The organism is Betaproteobacteria bacterium (genome assembly GCA_016194905.1).
Taxonomy (GTDB): domain Bacteria; phylum Pseudomonadota; class Gammaproteobacteria; order Burkholderiales; family JACQAP01; genus JACQAP01.
The window spans coordinates 55,552-71,795 of the sequence record JACQAP010000030.1 but is presented as its reverse complement, the minus strand read 5'-3'; the positions used below and the strand labels follow the sequence as shown (position 1 = coordinate 71,795).

Here is a 16,244-nt window from a genome sequence, read left to right as displayed (position 1 = left end):
TTTTTTGCTATCTTCACACATGGCTGATCCTCCTTGTATGGACGGTGACTTCAGACACCACCATCTTAACAACGCGAGGCTCTCAGCCACCCTATTTCCTCGCACTCCTTGCGGCTTAAGGTAGTGCCATGAAGGCCAGACGCCACTTCTTTGCGAGACACCACTTCTTTGCGTCACAACTACGGCACGTCTGAGTCACTAAATTCCCAGTTTCTTCCGTGCCTTGCCAAGTATCGCGAGCGTCGCGTCTTTAATGGCTCTAAAAAGACTATTTCGTAACGGCCTTTTGGAAAAGGATTTGCAAAGATCCACACGGGCTCCGGCACGTACGTCCCGGGTACCTCCCGACTTTTGACATATGTCTGCGTGTGACGGGACAGTTTGAGTGGCGGTGTCGTAAACAAAGAAGCCCCGCACCTTCTCTTGAAGTATTCCTCGCACGTCGCTAACGGGTGCCTCAATCACTCCGAGGAAGACTCTGTCCGTCTTGCCCTTTGTTCGATCAAGATTAGCTTTGTCTTCTCCTAGGGCACAAACGCCCCTAAAGGAAATGTGTAGCGTGCGATTGACCGATAAACCGATCGAGGAGGCATCATCAAAGGCGAGCGGCACCACTTCCTTCGTTTCAGGATCAATGTGCATCGGCGCGAATATCTGGCGATATACGATTTCAGGATCGCCGACTGGTCCCGATGAATGCGGGCTTATCGAGTGCGCTTCACACGCACCATTGGAAAAGTCATTTTCAATGAGTTTGGCGAAATCCCTAGGGCGCTTCGCCAGAAGCCCTGCAAAAAAAGTTTTGCAGTCCATGCCTACCAAGACGCTCCGCTGACTCTATGCGGACGCCAAGCTACGAGCTAACGCCTCTGGAAATGGATGGGCTCCAAGTTTAAGGGGGTCGGCACCGATGCGTTTGCCACGAATCTCGGCAAAATAGTAATACGTGCCGTCGCCATTGAGTCCTATTTCAGAGTACGAATCCCCATGCTTCCAATAGAAAGCAATCTCTCCCCCACTAGACAGGGTCACCTTTGGAATCGGCACGCGCACAGGGATAAGTCGAAGGAAGAGCTTCGCCTGTTCGATAGCTGCTTCAGATACACGGATAGCGGAATACCCGTCCCACCCCTCTTCTAGAGACCCAAAGCTGTCAATCGTCACTTCGGCTTTTTGGAGCGCCGCGGTGCGGGCCAAGTCGGAATGAGTTCGGTCATCATTTGAGGTGCTGACACTAATTCGACGGAAAGCCGGACTCTGCAGCGTCGCGCTTGTCACCGGAGATGATGAGCGGGTTTCTGCAGGCGTTTCCGCAATACGGTATACGCTTGCCGTCGGCGTAGTGCTCGAAGACATCAGTGTCAGTGCAATTACAGTCTCAAGTAACATTGTTACACTCCGATAGTTACGCAAGATAATCATTCGAGACCAATTTGTTTTCTTATATCCGCGTTTAAAAGGTCGCACATTATAGTCTTGTTCAACACGTGCATTTTCTCAAACAGCGTTAGCAAAATGCTTTCCTGGCTTTCGATTAATTTTCTCCAGTCGGCTGTCGGCGCATCAAGCAGGCATTTGTGGGAACTAATGATCTGAACTAGCCTGCGATCGGCTTGATTCACGAGCGTTACGTTTACATTCGTTAGTCGACGGTGCGCTGTCGTTGCTTCAAATCGTTCGAAGAATCCGTGATGGTTGTGCCAGAGATCTGTCAATTGCGACGCGTTTTGGGGGATATACCTACTTTTAGAGTCGAAGATGCGATCAAACGGTGCATTGTTAAATTCGCCGGTAATTGCAAACTCGTCTGTGTACTGAAGGCCGATCGTGCTAATCGGGTGATGCTCTAATGTGAGAGGCAAGATGCTCCTAAAGTACGTGAACGCTTCGTCACGTATCGGGATCCACCGAGAGTACGCGCCGCACTGGACGATGAGTATGTTTTGATTTACGTTGATTGACCATTCGGGTTCACCGTCCGGTTTTGTCCTATCAAAAATCACGCCAACAATTTGCGGTATAGCTGGCGTACTTGGCGGTTGAGCGACAGCGCCAATGTTAATGGTGACCGCTTGCTGATCGAGTTTGCGCGGTAACTTTTCCCTGAACTTGTCATGCAATGCCGATATCTGTGCAATCACGCTGGGATCAAGTGGTGTTTGCCATTCAAGCGCAAATATGACGTTCTTGATTGCGTGCTTGCCCCCGGCTGGGGTCACTGTAACCATTTTTCGTGGTCGATTTGCTGGTCGTTAGCGATGACCGGAACTCTTTAATTGTTGAAGATAGCACAACTTATGCTGCCGGCAAAAAAAGGCTGGCGCGCAAAATCCACAGGAGGGTCCCGCAACCGCGCCCCTGTGGCATGCAAGGGCTACAGCGGTGCCTGTGGAGTTAAAGGTCGTTTTGCCGCCGAATTTCCAGTTCTCGCTAGCGACCTCAGTTAGTTCAGAACAGCTGCTGGCGGGTCGCCGATAACTCCTGACGCTACCCGCCTACAGTATTGGTACCAGCGGCTGTGCCCCACATTGAAAGACCTCGTTGGGAGTTTTAGAATCTGCGGCGTTAGCGGGTCGGAGTCGAATCCATCGTCTAAAGCTCCCCAAGCTGATGACATAAGTCCCGTCCTCGAACGATCGCTCCTGGCCCAGACTGTGTAAAAACTCGCAGCGAGTTCTTTGCGGTGGGACCGCACATCTCCCAGCGAATACAGACTGTGGCAGAAGTGGAAATACGCTTGTCATTTGTTCCGAAGTAACCAGACCCGAGTGGGGGGGAAAGCCATTGCGCCAACCGCAGATTTTGAGTTTTGACACAGCCTCGGCCGTTTGCAGATACCCAATACGAACTGACACAATTTCAATTATTGGACTCGGTTACAACTACCGCAACTGCTGGCCCGCATTCTCGCTCTCCTCTGCGCCCTCTCTTTTCCCCTCCGCATCCAAAAAGGGTACTCCGACGTGCTACGCACGTAGGGTATCTGCGTCAACGCTCCCAATGCAGGCCTCAAGCCGGCTGGTTTATTGATCGAACTCGACGTGCTTGATGAACGCGACCTTGCCTTTTTCGTTCCTGACGACGTTGTAGCCGTGCACGCCGTCGCCGTTCTGGTCGAAGTTGTAGGTCCCCTCGACCCCTTTGAGCCCGCGTGTCGATAGCAGCGCATTGCGGATCGCATCCGGTTCGGTTGACTTGGCCTTTTCTATCGCATATTTGAGGAGATAGACCCCGCCGTAGGCCCATGCCGAAAACAGGTCCGGATCGGCGCCGTACTTGGCGCGATATCGTTTCGCGTAGCCGCGGCTTTCCTCGTTGGCCTCAATAGCAAAATCGGCAACGCTGTAGACGCCCCACAGGCTCTCGCCGGCGAGCTTCATCGCGGTATCGGTTACGACCGAGGTCGAACCTATCCAGTCGGCCTGCACGCCCATCTGGCGCAGTTGCCGCGCGAAGATCCCGACATCCGGCGCGTTGGTCATGTAGCTGCCGATGATTTCCGCGCCTGAACTCTTGACCTGCAATGCGAGCGGTGTGAAATCCTGGGAATTGTTGGTGTAACCGGCAATCATCACCGGTTCGATGCCGAGCGCCTTGAGCGCTTCGACCAGCGCGTTCTTGCCGCCGCTGCCGAACGTATCGGTGGAATGCACGATCGCCCATTTCTTCTTTTTGAGTTCCTTGACGCCGAACTCGGCCATGACCTTCGACGAGTAGAGATCGTTCGGCCGCACGCGGAAGATCCAGGGATTGTTCACGCGCGTGAGGCTCGGGTCGCTGCCGCCGATCATCGCCGGCACCTTGCCTTTGGCGATCGTCGGCGAGGCGGCCTGCACCTGGGTGCTGCGCAACGGCCCGAGGACGGCGACGACGCCGCTTTCGAGGAGCTTGGAGTAGGCGAGCACCGTGGTGGGGTTCGTACTCTGGTTATCCTCGATGCGCAGTTCGACCTGCCGGCCCATGATGCCGCCTGCCGCATTGATTTCCTCGATGGCGAGCTTCACGCCCTGCGCGGTAAGTACGCCGGCCTCGGCCTGCGGCCCGGTGACTTCGTCGACCAGGCCGAACACGATCGGCTCGGCGGCGACAATTGGCGATACCATTGATGCGGCCAGCGAACAAGCTGCGATAAACCTGAAGATTGCGGTTTTCATCTGCTGCCTCCTCCTCTGTTTGTTTTTTGCAGGCTCCGATCATTGTGCCCCAATCTGGACCGGCGCCCCAATCCGGCCCGGCGCGAGGACGCCGGACGGCTTCAACAAGCAATCATGTTCGGTTACGAAAGAGCCTTACGCCTTCGTTTTGTGAACCAGATTGGACAGAAACTTGGCGAACGGTCTTATGTCCTGGTCCGCACTGGCTGATTCCAGCGCGGCCATATAGTCATAGCGTTTCTCTACTGGGATGACAGTCCACGGATAGCCGCCGGATGCCAGCATTACGTTCATCAGGAAACGGCCTATGCGCCCATTTCCATCGACATACGGGTGTATGTACACGAACACAAAGTGTCCGAGCACCGCCCTGACCGCAGGCTCTTTTTCCTGTTGCAGCAGTTCAAAGAAAGCGGCCATTAATTCGCGCACGGCCTGGTGGCGGGGTGGAACGTGCATGGACCGGCGAATGTAAACGGGGGAATTCCGGTACCCGGCGAGGTCCGACGGTTTGAGAATGCCCGCCGTGACGCCAGGCCCGAAGAGTTCCCGGTACCAGACACGATGGTCGTTCTCGACGATACGTCCCGGGCTTTCGCCGTTGAGCACTTTGCCAATGCTTTTCTTCACACTCTGAAAGGCTTGCCAGTACCCACGCGCAGCGAGCGCGTCCAGATGATCACGATCACCGACGACGCGGTCTGGGTTCCAGTTCCCCGAACGCACGCGCTCAATGAGTTGCGCGCTGACCTGGTAGCCCTCGATCGATAAAGAATTATAGGCATCGCTGGCATAGACTTCCCCGACCTTCTTCAGGTACGCGGTTCTATTTCGGGTCAGTCCGGGTGCGGCAGGGAAGTTGCGCAGAACCTGTTCCCGCATTTTTCCCCACATCATGCGCAGGCGGTTTACGTAAGGCGATGTTTCCCGCGCGTCGATGGCGATGGACGGCTTGTCTTCGAAGGGGTCGCTTTCATTGACCGTGTAGCCTGCGGTCCGCATGGTCTCCACGATGTTGTCGGCAATCCGGCCGCGGCCGATATTGCGGAAGGCCCCGGCGAGTCTTCCCGCAACCTTGCTATTTCCCCCGACCAGTAAGTGGCTCAATACGTCTGAAGCATCCGCGACCATGGCCAATGCTGAACGCATTTCTATCGGATGCGCGGTAAACTGGTTCGGCGCACTGTTAATCAGAGCGACGGGCAGAGTCATGATCCTCAGCTCGTTTTTTATTTCGATATCCTGTGTCGCGGGCAGCTCCAGACGAATATCAAAAACGGATGTCCCAAATGGCAATTCGGTGGGCTTGTTTCCGCCTTTCGGCGATCTGACGAGCAGTTGCTTCGGCACGGTCCAGTCACCGATATGAATATCCAACGATTGTTCGGGACTGAGGCACCACTCTTCACCGAAGCGCTCGTTAAGATAGTCCTCGCAGAATCCCCAGAATGCGGCGTACCAGGCGGTACTTTCTCCCGCCGGTTCGTCAGGACGGGCGGGGACATACCAGCCCTTCATCACTTCCCGGATGAATCCGCTTTTGAGGAGGCGCTCCCGATGAGTACGGGTAAGATGATTGGCGCGGATCGCAACGATTCCCCGATCCTGGATTGATTTGAGCAATGCCAGGGATTCAGCCAGTTTGTCGGAGTGGGCTGCCATATCTCGGATCTTCCCCAGGTTGTTCTGTCTTCCTGTTTATAGGTTATTTTGTTGTACTGTACTTAGGTTATTGTGTCAACCCGTTTCTAGGTTATAATGCGAAATACCAATACATCGATGCGCTTACTCCCTTGGTGGTGAGGCTCGGAATTTTGACCAGGGCCTGCCAATCGTCTCTCTGTGTGGATACATTCCGAATGTGTACATACTGGAGTACACATTCAAGAAATTCGGCAAATGTCAGACGTAAATATTGCAGAAGAAACCGAGAGAAGGCGCACGTTCGCCATCATTTCCCACCCGGACGCCGGCAAGACCACGCTTACCGAGAAGCTGCTGCTGTTCGCCGGCGCGATCCATATCGCAGGCAGCGTGAAGGCACGCAAGGCCACGCGCCATGCCACTTCCGACTGGATGGAAATCGAAAAGCAGCGCGGCATCTCGGTCGCCAGTTCGGTGATGCAGATCGAGTACCGCGGACACGTGGTCAACCTGCTCGACACCCCCGGGCACAAGGATTTCTCCGAAGACACCTATCGCGTGCTGACCGCAGTCGATGCGGCGCTGATGGTGATCGACGCCGCCAACGGTGTCGAGGCGCAGACGCTGCGGCTGCTGGAAGTCTGCCGCTCGCGCGGCACGCCGGTCATCACGTTCATCAACAAGATGGACCGCGAGGTGCGCGAGCCGCTCGACCTGATCGACGAAATCGAGAAAGCGCTGGGCATGTCGGTCGTGCCGTTTTCCTGGCCGATCGGCATGGGCAAGTCGTTTCGCGGCGTCTACGACCTGGCGGAAGACCGCATCCGGGTATTCCGTCCCGGCGAAGACCGGCTCGACGGCGAGGAAGAAATCGTCTTCGGGCTCGACGATCCCTCGCTGCCTACGCGCTTCGGCGACGAGTTTGTGCGCGCGCGCAACGACATCGAACTGGTGCGCGGGGCGACGCCGGCCTTCTCGCGCACGGAATTCCTCGCGGGCAGACAGACGCCGGCCTTCTTCGGTTCGGCCATCAACAATTTCGGGGTGCGCGAGGTACTCGATGCGCTGGTGGACATCGCTCCGCCGCCGCAGCCGCGCGTGGCGTTGCAGGGTGAAGTCGATCCCCGCGACAGCCGTTTCTCCGCCGTCGTGTTCAAGATCCAGGCCAACATGGATCCCGCGCACCGCGATCGCGTGGTGTTCCTGCGCGTGTGTTCGGGACACTTCGAGCGCGGCATGCGGCTCAAGATCCAGCGCACCGGCAAGGAAATCCGGCCCAACAACGTCGTGTCCTTCCTCTCGCAGCGCCGCGAACTGCTCGACGAAGCCTATGCGGGCGACATCATCGGCATCCCGACCCACGGCGGCATCCAGCTCGGCGACACGCTGACCGACGGCCAGGACCTGCAGTTCACCGGTCTGCCCTTTTTCGCGCCGGAAATCTTCCACATCGTCGAGGTCGTGAACCCGCTCAAGACCAAGCAATTGCGCACCGGATTGCTGCAGCTCGGCGAAGAAGGCGCGATCCAGGTGTTCCGTCCGCTGCGCAATACCATGATGCTGCTCGGCGCGGTCGGCAGCCTGCAGTTCGACGTGGCCGCGCACCGGCTGCAACATGAGTACGGCGTGGAAGCGCGCCTTTCACCCGCCCCCTATACTTGCGCGCGCTGGGTATCGTCCGACGATCCGGTTGCCTTCGATAAATTCGTGGAAGGCAATGCAGGGCGCCTGGCGCGGGACGCCGCCGACGCACTGGCCGTGCTGACCAACACGACGTTCGAAATGAAAGTGGTCGAAGATCGTTTCCCCGGGATCCGTTTTCACAAACAACGCGAGCATGCCGGCCTCATGGCGGATCGCATTGCCGATATCGCCTAGTACCCTAAGGATTACACCCAACGCAGAGACGCAGAGAACGCGGAGGGCGCAGAGAAATGCACGAGGGGATAAGAGCAAAGTGGTTGCGATCGTTGCAGTACCTGTCGTGGTAACATTAGCTACCGTCACCCTCCCCTGTCTTTCGTTTTCCTCTGCGTCCTTTGCGTCCTCTGCGCCTCTGCGTTGGGTGTTGACTTTGCTAGACGGTCGCCCCGGTCGGGGCGATTTGTAAACGACGGCGTGCGGCTTCGTATTCCTCGCGCAAGCGCGCGATCAGGTCGCGCACCGATGGCAGGTCGTCGATGTTGCCGATACCCTGCCCCACGCCCCAGATATCCTTCCAGGCCTTGGTTCGTCCGGAACCGAAATCCATGGAGGTCTTGTCGGCGGGTGCGAGGTTGTCCGGATCGAGGCCTGCGCGCGCGATGCTGGGCTTGAGGTAGTTGCCGTGCACACCGGTGAAGAACGGCGTGTACACCACATCGGCCGCGCTGCTGTCGACGATCATCTGCTTGTAGACTTCCACGGCATTGGCTTCCCGCGTGGCGATGAAGCGCGTTCCCATGTAAGCGAAGTCCGCGCCCATGGCTTCGGCCGCGAGAATGCCGGAGCCGTCGGTGATCGAACCGGACAACGCGATCGGCCCGGAGAAGAATCGGCGCACTTCGCGCAATAGAGCGAAGGGACTGAGCGCACCGGCGTGGCCCCCGGCGCCGGCGCAGACCAGGATCAATCCGTCCACGCCGGCGGCCAACGCCTTTTGCGCATGCCGGATGCTGATCACGTCGTGGAATACGACGCCGCCATATTCGTGCACCTTCTTCACGACATCGTCCGGCGCACGCAGGCTGGTGATGATCATCGGGACCCGATGACGGATGCAGGCGTCGAGATCGCGGTCCAGCCGGTCGTTCGAGTGATGGATGATCTGGTTGACGGCATACGGGGCGATTCTGGCCCCGGGCTGCGCTTTTCGATGGGCGTCGAGCGCACCCTCGATCTGCTCCAGCCAGGAATCCAGCAGTTCGGCGGGGCGCGCGTTCAACGCCGGAAAGGAGCCGATGACGCCGTTGATGCATTGCTCGATGACCAGCGCCGGGACGCCGACGATGAACATGGGCGCACCGATGACCGGCAGCGACATCTGGCCCTTCAGCTTGCTGATTAGCGACACATTGCCCCCTTAAGGAAATCCGCCGCGTAACTTGCCTGCCGGTCGCCGGGGAGTCAAGCTGTGCCGGCGGCGACTCCACCAAGTTGCATCTCAGTTGAATCCAGCCGCCCGGCGCGGACGTAAATCCAACCGAGCGTGCCCTCCTGCCCATCGAGGTCAGGGGGCCCCGCTCACGCAGCGCCGGGTGCGTTGCGTAAGAACGTCCGGAACGGCCTGGATCAACCCGCCGCCCCGGCACCCTAGGAAACCACGATAGAGGAGTACGCCTAAATGAACGTCAATCGCAAAATGGTCAGTGCAGCACTCGCAACCACCGCCGCCGCGCTGTTCGCCACATCTGCCGTCATCAGCACCGCGAACGCCGAGGATGTGAAAATCAAGTGTTACGGCGCCAACGCCTGCAAGGGCCAGAGCGAGTGCAAGAGCTCGATGAATGGCTGCAAAGGCAAGAATGCCTGCAAGGGCAAGGGCTTCGAAGCCATGACCGAAAAAGCCTGCATCGAAAAGCTCGGCCGCGGCTAAGCCGAGCGGGGAAAGTAAAAGGGACGCCTTCGGGCGTCCTTTTTATTTTTGCGATCAGTGTCTTGCCAATTCCTGCACGACGCGGGCCGGGTAGCTCGCTGAGTCTGCATTGGAGCATGCCGTTGGACCAGGCGGCCGGGGCTTGCCGCATGGCAACTTCAGCGGCGTTATAATAATCCGGCGTAACGGCGAATCACAACGAATCTCGGAGGATGCAATGGGCGACATGATGGAACAGCGTGCCGGCTTCAAATCCATGAAGGAAAGCACCAAGGCGGACTGGGACATCATCGTTGCGCGCCATCAACCCTTCGCCGCCGGACTGTCCAATCGTGTCATCGGACATCTGAAATTGCTGGGCGGCGATACCGGCGGCTTCGCCGTCGACCGGCTGCAACATTCCCTGCTGACGGCAACACTCGCGCACAAAGGCGGAGAAGACGAGGAATATGTCGTATGCGCGCTGCTGCACGACATCGGCGATACGCTGGGCTCATGGAATCATCCCGATGTGTCGGCAGCCATCCTGAAACCGTTCGTGTCGGAAGCCAATCACTGGATGGTCGAGAAGCACGGCATTTTCCAGGGCTACTTTTTCTTCGAGCATATCGGCATGGATACGAACATGCGCGAGCAGTTTCGCGGGCATCCGCATTTCGAACGCACCGCCCGCTTTTGCGAGATCTACGACAATCCCGCTTTTGATGCGGCGATGGAATACGCGCCGCTGGAGTTCTTCGAACCGATGTTGCGCCGGGTATTCGCCTTCCCGAAGAATTCGATCTACAGGGAAACCTGTCACTCTGAATGAGTGACAGGTACGAGGGCCGAGGTTCGAGGGCCGAGAGAAAATTCTGACGAAGTCAGGACTGAGTGCTGAGGACTGAGTAAATGCGCTTTTACTCGGCCCTCGAACCTCGGCCCTCGTACCTTTCAGCGAGTCGCGGCCTGCTTCGCATCGCCCGCTGGCAGGTCAGCGACAGTCCAATCCCCGCCCAGCGCCTTTATCAAACGCATGCTCGCCGTCATCCGGCGTCGCGAGATATCCAATGCCGTCCGCTGGTTGCACGGCGCGAGCTGGGCAATCCACATGGTATCGACAATCAAACCCTAAAGAGACTCTACGCATGCTCTCAAGACTCATAGGCGCGATCTTCCTGTTTTACACAGCCGCTTCCGCGGCGGAAGAGCCTGCTTCCAATGACCGGCTGACGTTCGTATTCGGGCCGTACGTCTATCACTATTACGACAACGCCGACCACAACGACGCACCCTGGGCCACTGGCCTGGAATGGGCGCCGCGCGGATCCTGGCTCGACTTCGGTGCGTTTTATTTCCGGAATTCATTCAATCAACCCAGCGTGTACGCCTATGCCGGCAAGCGCTGGTTTCCCGGTGATGATGAGCAGGGGGTTTATTTGAAGCTGACCGCAGGCCCTCTCTACGGATACCGCGGGCAGTACGAGGACAAGGTTCCGTTCAATCACAATGGCCTCGCCTGGGCCATCATTCCCGGGATCGGGTATCAGTATCGCGCGGTCGATGCCCAGCTCGTCTTCCTTGGCGGTGCGGCGCTCCTGCTCACGTTCGGCTACGACTTCCCGAAGTGAACTCACGACGCGATGCCCATGCAGGTTTACACAGGCCGAAGTTGAACAGCCGACGCCATATCGGTTAGGGTTGCGGTCCATGCGCCGGTTCTCCGTCTTACAGCTTTTCCTCCTGGCCTTCGGTTTCGGCCTCATCTTCGCCGGAATATTTTTCAATCACATCCTTCGCGGCTGGGAAAATTACCGCTATCCGAACGCGGTGTACTGGCAGGGAATGCGGCTGGTGCCGGACGGGAATCAGAAAATCTCGGCAGCGGGCACGGACATGCTCGTGGTGAGGATCGTCAAGGGACCGATGGCGAGGCTGACGTTGTTTCTGCGGCCGGACGACGGACTCACGCCACAGAAAATGGTAAAGGCATTGTGCGCACGGGATGCGTGCAGCAAAACCACGCAGCCGGCGGGTGCGGGCGATCGCGCGGCTGCGGACTACCGGATAGGCGGAGAGTCGATGCAGATCGTGCTGATTCGACCAGCCGGGGCCAATGTCTGGATCGAATTCAACGGCCCGCCCGATGCACTACATCACTTCGGCGATCTGATCGATTCGGTAACGGTGCAACTGGCGCGCCGGGGTTCTCCGGGTTAGCGACGGCATTTGAAACGACAAACGGGCACCCTCGGGGTGTCCGTTTGTCAGGCAAGTTTACGAATCCTATGCGACTGCGCGAAGCTGGCGCCCACGACGATCGCTGAAGCGGCGGTCCGGAAACGCAAAGATCTTCTTCTGTCCCTTGCGCCGTTCATCCTCGCGCATGTTTCTGTCCACGCTGCGCCCACCTTCTTCCGCAACGCTGTAGGCACTATAGGCGGTGTTCAACGCCTGGCTCAGCAATTGCAGGCTGCGTTTCGCCGCGAGCATTACCTTGGTCTGCATGCGATCGGTGGTGGCGTAGTTCTTGACGATCTCGAGCGCAATCTTCGGATGTTCGTCGTCATAGTGGGCATGCTCGCGCATCCATTTGTAGGTTTTCGGTCCCATGTCGACGCCGGGCCTGCCGCGATAAGCCTCGAAGCCCGTGCCAACTCCCCTGGCAGCATCGCCGGTCACGCCCTCGATCGCAAAGCTGGTCGCGGCGACCGCCTCGGCCAGCGAGCCCTTGGTATTGATGTACCAGAGCCAGTCCGTGAGGGACTGAACGTCGCGCAGCACCGGCCGATTACCCTCGGCGAGCGCGAGCATGTCCTCCTTCTTGAGGCCAAAACCCATCCCCATCCAGAGCCAGTGTTCGGCATGAGCCTTTTCGACGCGGATGTTGTCGATCAGAAAGGACCGCGAGTAGTCGTCCTCGACCTTGATCAGCGCTTCCGCCAGAAATTTCGGAAAAGCGTGAATAAAGGGATAGACCTGCATGATCCAGCCCTGCATTTCCGGAATGGTCATTTCCGAGGATGCAACCTTCCTCGCCCATTCGCCTTCAACGATCTCGTTCCAATAAGGCTGGATATACCCGTGCAACGAATCAACCCAGACCGGATGAGGGGACAAATCATGCAGGGAACCCATTTTTTTCTCCTTAAGGTCAAGTTTGTGGAAATCACTGAAGCAAATGTGCTGCCAACCAGAACCTGTCGCGTAGAACCATGCATCAGGGTCAGATGCGAAGTCAAATCTCACATTTGATAAGTTTGCACGGTCAGTCTTTCAGATCAGTCACATACCAGCGATTTACTGTGAATGGCTTACGGTCACGGCATGATATGTAGCGCAGTACAGCCTGACCATAGGAGTTTTCCGAAACCGCCCTAAGGGGTTTCCTGATACCGGACCTATGCCCCCAAATCGGGCGCATGGCGCAAGACAACGATGGAAAGCGGGTTGGAGCTGAATCCGGCTCAACCCGAAGCAGCCACGCGCAGGCGGGGACCGAAAGGTCGCGGCTTGGCGACCCCGTAACCCTGCGCGAAATCGACTCCCATCTCGCGCAGCAACCGGATGACGCGTTCGCCGTCCACGAATTCGGCGATGGTCTGCTTGCCCATGACATGACCGATGCTGTTGATTGCCTCGACCATGGCGCGGTCGATCGGATCGTCGGCCATGTCCTTCACGAAGCCGCCGTCGATCTTCAGAAAATCCACCGGCAGATGTTTCAGGTAGGCAAACGACGACATTCCCGCTCCGAAGTCGTCCAGAGAGAACAGGCACCCGAGTGATTTGAGCTCGTTGATGAAATGCGTGGCCTTGTCGAGCTTGGCGATTGCGGCCGTCTCGGTGATCTCGAAGCAGATGCTCTGCGGCGTCACCGCAAAATGGCTGAATTGTTCGCGCACGTATTCGAGAAAACGCTCGTCGCCGATCGATGCGCCGGACAGATTGATGGCGAAGATTCCCGAGCCGCCGTCTTTTTCGGCCTGCTGCCGGGCGATTATCGCGAAAGCATTGCGAATCACCCAGCGATCGATGGAAGGCATCAGGTTATAGCGCTCCGCGGCCGGGATGAACGCCATGGGCGGTACCAGTTCACCGCGCTCGTCGAGCATGCGGATCAGAATTTCGCAGTGGTCCTCCAGCGTGCGCGAGGGATCCAATCGGGCAATGTCCTGCGCATAGAGCACGAAACGGTCCTCCTCGAGGGCCTTCTGCAGGCGCCCGATCCACTCCATTTCGCCCTGCCGCGTCGACAACTCGCTGTCTTCGGCGTGATACACCTGCACGCGGTTGCGGCCGTTTTCCTTGGCCATGTAGCACGCAGTGTCGGCCGCACTGAGCACATCGGTCAACGTGAACAATCCGTCTTCGACATTCACCAGCCCGATGCTGACGCCGATGTTGAAGGACCGGGTTTCCCACGCGAAATGACAGTCCATGACGGTCTGGCGCAATCCGTCGGCGATTCGCAACGCATTGTCCGGGGCGCAATTCTCCAGCAGCACCCCGAATTCGTCGCCACCCAGGCGCGCGAGCGTATCCCCCTCGCGCAACCGGCGCTGCAGCACCGCGCTGACCTGGCGCATCAACTGGTCTCCGGCGGCATGGCCGCAGGTATCGTTGACTACCTTGAACTGATCGAGATCGAGATACATCACCGCGTGGTGACGCCCGAGTTGCGCGGCACTCTTCAAAGCCAGGCTCAGCCTGCGTTCGAATTCGCCGCGGTTGATGAGGCCGGTCAGCGAATCGTGGCTGGCCTGATAGGAAAGCTTGGCAACGTACTGGCGTTCGCGGCTGACGTCGTGGAGCACCAATACCACACCGGAGATTTCGCCGCTGCGCGCGCGGATCGGAGCGGCCGATTGCATGATGGGCACTTCGGTGCCGTCGTTGCGCACCAGCAACAGGGTGGAGGCGGTCTCGATCGTGCGCTCCTCGCGCAATACCATCTCGATGGGATTCGGCGCGACCTTCCGGTTGGTTTCGTCGACCATGCGCAGTATCGCCTGCATCGGCAAGCCCCGTGCCGTTTCCGTTGTCCACCCGGTGAGCTGCTCGGCGACGGGGTTGAGATATTCGACCCAGCCGTCGGTGTCGGTGGTGATGACGCCTTCGGCGATTGATGCGAGCGTTACCAGGGCACGCTCCTTCTCCGCAAACAGGTCCGAGGCCGCCTGCCTGCGGTCGGTCATGTCCGTGATCGATCCCGCCATGCGGACTGCCTTGCCCGTTACACCGCGCACCGACTGGCCGCGTGAACGGAACCAGCGATAGTCTCCCGCTTTTGTCTGCAGACGCATTTCGACATCGAAGGGCGCACCTTGCTCCAGGTGGCTGTGAAAAGCATCGTCGGTCGTTGCCCTGTCTTCGGGATGCACACGCGCCAGGAACGTGTCCATCGAGTTGCCGATTTCAAGTTCACCGAAGCCCAGGAGTTGCTCGAAGCGCGGCGAGAAATACATTTGGCCGGTAATGACGTTCCAGTCCCACAACCCATCGTTGCTTCCCGTGACCGCCAACTTGAAGCGTTCCTCGCTGCGCTTGAGGGCCTGCTCTGCCTCCTCCCGGCGCCGGATCATCTTGTGCGACAGGAAAATCCCTATCGGGATCAGAATTGCCGCCGCCGCGAAATTGGCGATCAGCAGCAGAAACTGCGTAATGCGCGCGGCATCGCCCAGCCTCTTGGTGAAGCGATCCTCCAGCGGTGTAAGCCGGGCATCGATATCGAGGATTATGTCGAGAATCGGGCGCACCGCTTTCGCCGAGTCGCCTGCCGATATGCGCCTGTGCAACTGATCCGCGGCCAGCGTCAATTCCTCGATCATCCGGTCGCCCGCTTCCCACGTTGCAATGACCTCGGCCATGAAACTGACGTTGCGGAAGCGCCGATAAAGCTTGATGACGTGGGGAATGTCGTCCGGATGCGTGCGCCCTTCGATCAGGCCCTGCCATACCAGGGCATAGTCGGGATTGGGCTTTTCCAGTTCGACGCGCGCCTTGTTGTCCCCGAGGGGCACTAAAATGGCCGCACGGTATTTCTGGTAGTTGGCGTCGTCCCTGGTTTCCGCGTAGCGCAGAAGATGGAATACCGATTCCTTCTGGCCTTTCGACCAGAGGCTCTCTCCTTCCGAATAGGAACGCGCGGCAACGAGAATGCTCATGCTCTCGCTGGACAACCACAGGAGCACGGCCACGATGACCAGGAAGGGCCAGATGATCGGCAGCAAACGCCAACTGTCGGGCAGAACTTCAAGAATTCTGCGGCGCGTTTTACTGTCCTTGGGAGCGCTGGCTGTTTCCATTCGCTCGATCACATGCCGCCACCTAGGACACGAATTGACAGGCCGACCCTTGAGAATCGGACGCCCAGATTTGCCATTTTTCCCGGCCCGCGTAAAAACAGGGGCACATTACTGTTTATGTTCTTGGATTTATACATCAATTCGAAGGTAAACGGGCACTTATGGGCAATCCTTTAGCGGCCCGGAAAGGAATTTTGCGCAGGCGGAATCCTCAGGGGGGCAAAAAGCCCGGGTTTACGCCGCTCAGGCGAATGCCCGTGCCAGTTCCGCCATGACCGAAGCGACAGGGGGCAGATCCCTGATCAGCCCCACGGACTGACCGACGTAGAGCGCGAAGGCTTCGATTTCCCCGGTTGCGCCCTGCATCGGTGCCGGCACCCCATACCGTCGAATCGGATCCCCATTGGGAAATGCGCCGACACGTTCACCCTCCCGAGGACATTTCCCGGTCGTCGGACAACCCGCGCTTTCCCATAGGTTCGACGGTTGAATTGCGCAGGGCGCGATGCGGCGCGTCCGGCCAGCCCTGGTCGAACAGCGTGGTATAAACCGTGTCGGTGGAACGAGCGGCCACCAGACGGTTCT

The 16,244-nt window shown here is 58.2% G+C and carries 14 protein-coding genes; 5 read left to right on the top strand and 9 right to left on the bottom strand.

Going from position 1 to position 16,244, the window contains the following annotated elements; all coding sequences use genetic code 11:
- Positions 1 to 198: 198 nt before the first annotated feature.
- The 5 genes from HY067_20745 to HY067_20725 form a co-directional block, all read right to left on the bottom strand.
- The gene (locus HY067_20745) at positions 199 to 813 is read right to left on the bottom strand and encodes a hypothetical protein (GenBank protein ID MBI3530382.1); all 615 of its coding nucleotides are present in this window, start codon (positions 811 to 813) and stop codon (positions 199 to 201) included.
- Between the two features lie 24 nt (positions 814 to 837).
- Positions 838 to 1,197: a hypothetical protein gene (locus tag HY067_20740; GenBank protein ID MBI3530381.1), complete on the bottom strand. Its 360-nt coding sequence runs from the start codon at positions 1,195 to 1,197 to the stop codon at positions 838 to 840.
- Positions 1,198 to 1,418: 221 nt separating this feature from the next.
- The gene (locus tag HY067_20735; protein ID MBI3530380.1) at positions 1,419 to 2,228 is read right to left on the bottom strand and encodes a TIGR04255 family protein; all 810 of its coding nucleotides are present in this window, start codon (positions 2,226 to 2,228) and stop codon (positions 1,419 to 1,421) included.
- Between the two features lie 795 nt (positions 2,229 to 3,023).
- A complete protein-coding gene (locus tag HY067_20730) occupies positions 3,024 to 4,154 on the bottom strand; it encodes an ABC transporter substrate-binding protein (GenBank protein MBI3530379.1) in 1,131 nt (376 codons plus the stop codon).
- Between the two features lie 135 nt (positions 4,155 to 4,289).
- Positions 4,290 to 5,816 carry a Fic family protein gene (locus HY067_20725; protein MBI3530378.1) on the bottom strand — a complete coding sequence of 509 codons (1,527 nt, stop codon included), beginning with the start codon at positions 5,814 to 5,816 and terminating at the stop codon, positions 4,290 to 4,292.
- 237 nt (positions 5,817 to 6,053) lie between these two features.
- Here HY067_20725 and HY067_20720 point away from each other — a divergent pair, with 237 nt between their 5' ends.
- Positions 6,054 to 7,676, top strand: coding sequence for a peptide chain release factor 3 (locus HY067_20720; GenBank protein ID MBI3530377.1), 1,623 nt, complete (start codon positions 6,054 to 6,056; stop codon positions 7,674 to 7,676).
- A 199-nt stretch (positions 7,677 to 7,875) separates the two neighbouring features.
- On the opposite strand, the gene HY067_20715 is transcribed toward HY067_20720, so the two are convergent.
- Entirely contained in the window at positions 7,876 to 8,820 is a 945-nt protein-coding gene (locus HY067_20715; GenBank protein MBI3530376.1) for a nitronate monooxygenase, read from the bottom strand.
- 300 nt (positions 8,821 to 9,120) lie between these two features.
- On the opposite strand from HY067_20715, the gene HY067_20710 reads away from it, so the two are divergent.
- From HY067_20710 to HY067_20695, 4 genes are all read left to right on the top strand, one after another.
- The gene (locus HY067_20710; GenBank protein ID MBI3530375.1) at positions 9,121 to 9,372 is read left to right on the top strand and encodes a hypothetical protein; all 252 of its coding nucleotides are present in this window, start codon (positions 9,121 to 9,123) and stop codon (positions 9,370 to 9,372) included.
- Between the two features lie 229 nt (positions 9,373 to 9,601).
- Positions 9,602 to 10,183, top strand: a complete 582-nt coding sequence (locus HY067_20705) for an HD domain-containing protein (GenBank protein MBI3530374.1) — start codon at positions 9,602 to 9,604, stop codon at positions 10,181 to 10,183.
- Between the two features lie 316 nt (positions 10,184 to 10,499).
- Positions 10,500 to 10,982, top strand: a complete 483-nt coding sequence (locus HY067_20700; GenBank protein MBI3530373.1) for a hypothetical protein — start codon at positions 10,500 to 10,502, stop codon at positions 10,980 to 10,982.
- Positions 10,983 to 11,061: 79 nt separating this feature from the next.
- Complete coding sequence (locus HY067_20695) at positions 11,062 to 11,571, top strand: hypothetical protein (GenBank protein MBI3530372.1); 510 nt, start codon at positions 11,062 to 11,064, stop codon at positions 11,569 to 11,571.
- Positions 11,572 to 11,637: 66 nt separating this feature from the next.
- Here HY067_20695 and HY067_20690 read toward each other — a convergent pair whose 3' ends face one another.
- From HY067_20690 to HY067_20680, 3 genes are all read right to left on the bottom strand, one after another.
- The gene (locus HY067_20690; GenBank protein MBI3530371.1) at positions 11,638 to 12,489 is read right to left on the bottom strand and encodes an iron-containing redox enzyme family protein; all 852 of its coding nucleotides are present in this window, start codon (positions 12,487 to 12,489) and stop codon (positions 11,638 to 11,640) included.
- 329 nt (positions 12,490 to 12,818) lie between these two features.
- Positions 12,819 to 15,659: an EAL domain-containing protein gene (locus HY067_20685; GenBank protein ID MBI3530370.1), complete on the bottom strand. Its 2,841-nt coding sequence runs from the start codon at positions 15,657 to 15,659 to the stop codon at positions 12,819 to 12,821.
- Between the two features lie 424 nt (positions 15,660 to 16,083).
- Entirely contained in the window at positions 16,084 to 16,233 is a 150-nt protein-coding gene (locus HY067_20680) for a hypothetical protein (protein ID MBI3530369.1), read from the bottom strand.
- Positions 16,234 to 16,244: the final 11 nt, after the last annotated feature.

What these genes read in the sequence shown, in the direction of transcription:
- HY067_20720 (MBI3530377.1), top strand. Translation starts at nt 6,054, where the DNA reads ATGTCAGACGTAAATATTGCAGAAGAAACCGAGAGAAGGCGCACGTTC.
- HY067_20690 (MBI3530371.1), bottom strand. Translation starts at nt 12,489, where the DNA reads ATGGGTTCCCTGCATGATTTGTCCCCTCATCCGGTCTGGGTTGATTCG.
- HY067_20695 (MBI3530372.1), top strand. Translation starts at nt 11,062, where the DNA reads ATGCGCCGGTTCTCCGTCTTACAGCTTTTCCTCCTGGCCTTCGGTTTC.
- HY067_20700 (MBI3530373.1), top strand. Translation starts at nt 10,500, where the DNA reads ATGCTCTCAAGACTCATAGGCGCGATCTTCCTGTTTTACACAGCCGCT.
- HY067_20745 (MBI3530382.1), bottom strand. Translation starts at nt 813, where the DNA reads ATGGACTGCAAAACTTTTTTTGCAGGGCTTCTGGCGAAGCGCCCTAGG.
- HY067_20735 (MBI3530380.1), bottom strand. Translation starts at nt 2,228, where the DNA reads ATGGTTACAGTGACCCCAGCCGGGGGCAAGCACGCAATCAAGAACGTC.
- HY067_20730 (MBI3530379.1), bottom strand. Translation starts at nt 4,154, where the DNA reads ATGAAAACCGCAATCTTCAGGTTTATCGCAGCTTGTTCGCTGGCCGCA.
- HY067_20685 (MBI3530370.1), bottom strand. Translation starts at nt 15,659, where the DNA reads ATGGAAACAGCCAGCGCTCCCAAGGACAGTAAAACGCGCCGCAGAATT.
- HY067_20705 (MBI3530374.1), top strand. Translation starts at nt 9,602, where the DNA reads ATGGAACAGCGTGCCGGCTTCAAATCCATGAAGGAAAGCACCAAGGCG.
- HY067_20725 (MBI3530378.1), bottom strand. Translation starts at nt 5,816, where the DNA reads ATGGCAGCCCACTCCGACAAACTGGCTGAATCCCTGGCATTGCTCAAA.
- HY067_20715 (MBI3530376.1), bottom strand. Translation starts at nt 8,820, where the DNA reads ATGTCGCTGCCGGTCATCGGTGCGCCCATGTTCATCGTCGGCGTCCCG.
- HY067_20710 (MBI3530375.1), top strand. Translation starts at nt 9,121, where the DNA reads ATGAACGTCAATCGCAAAATGGTCAGTGCAGCACTCGCAACCACCGCC.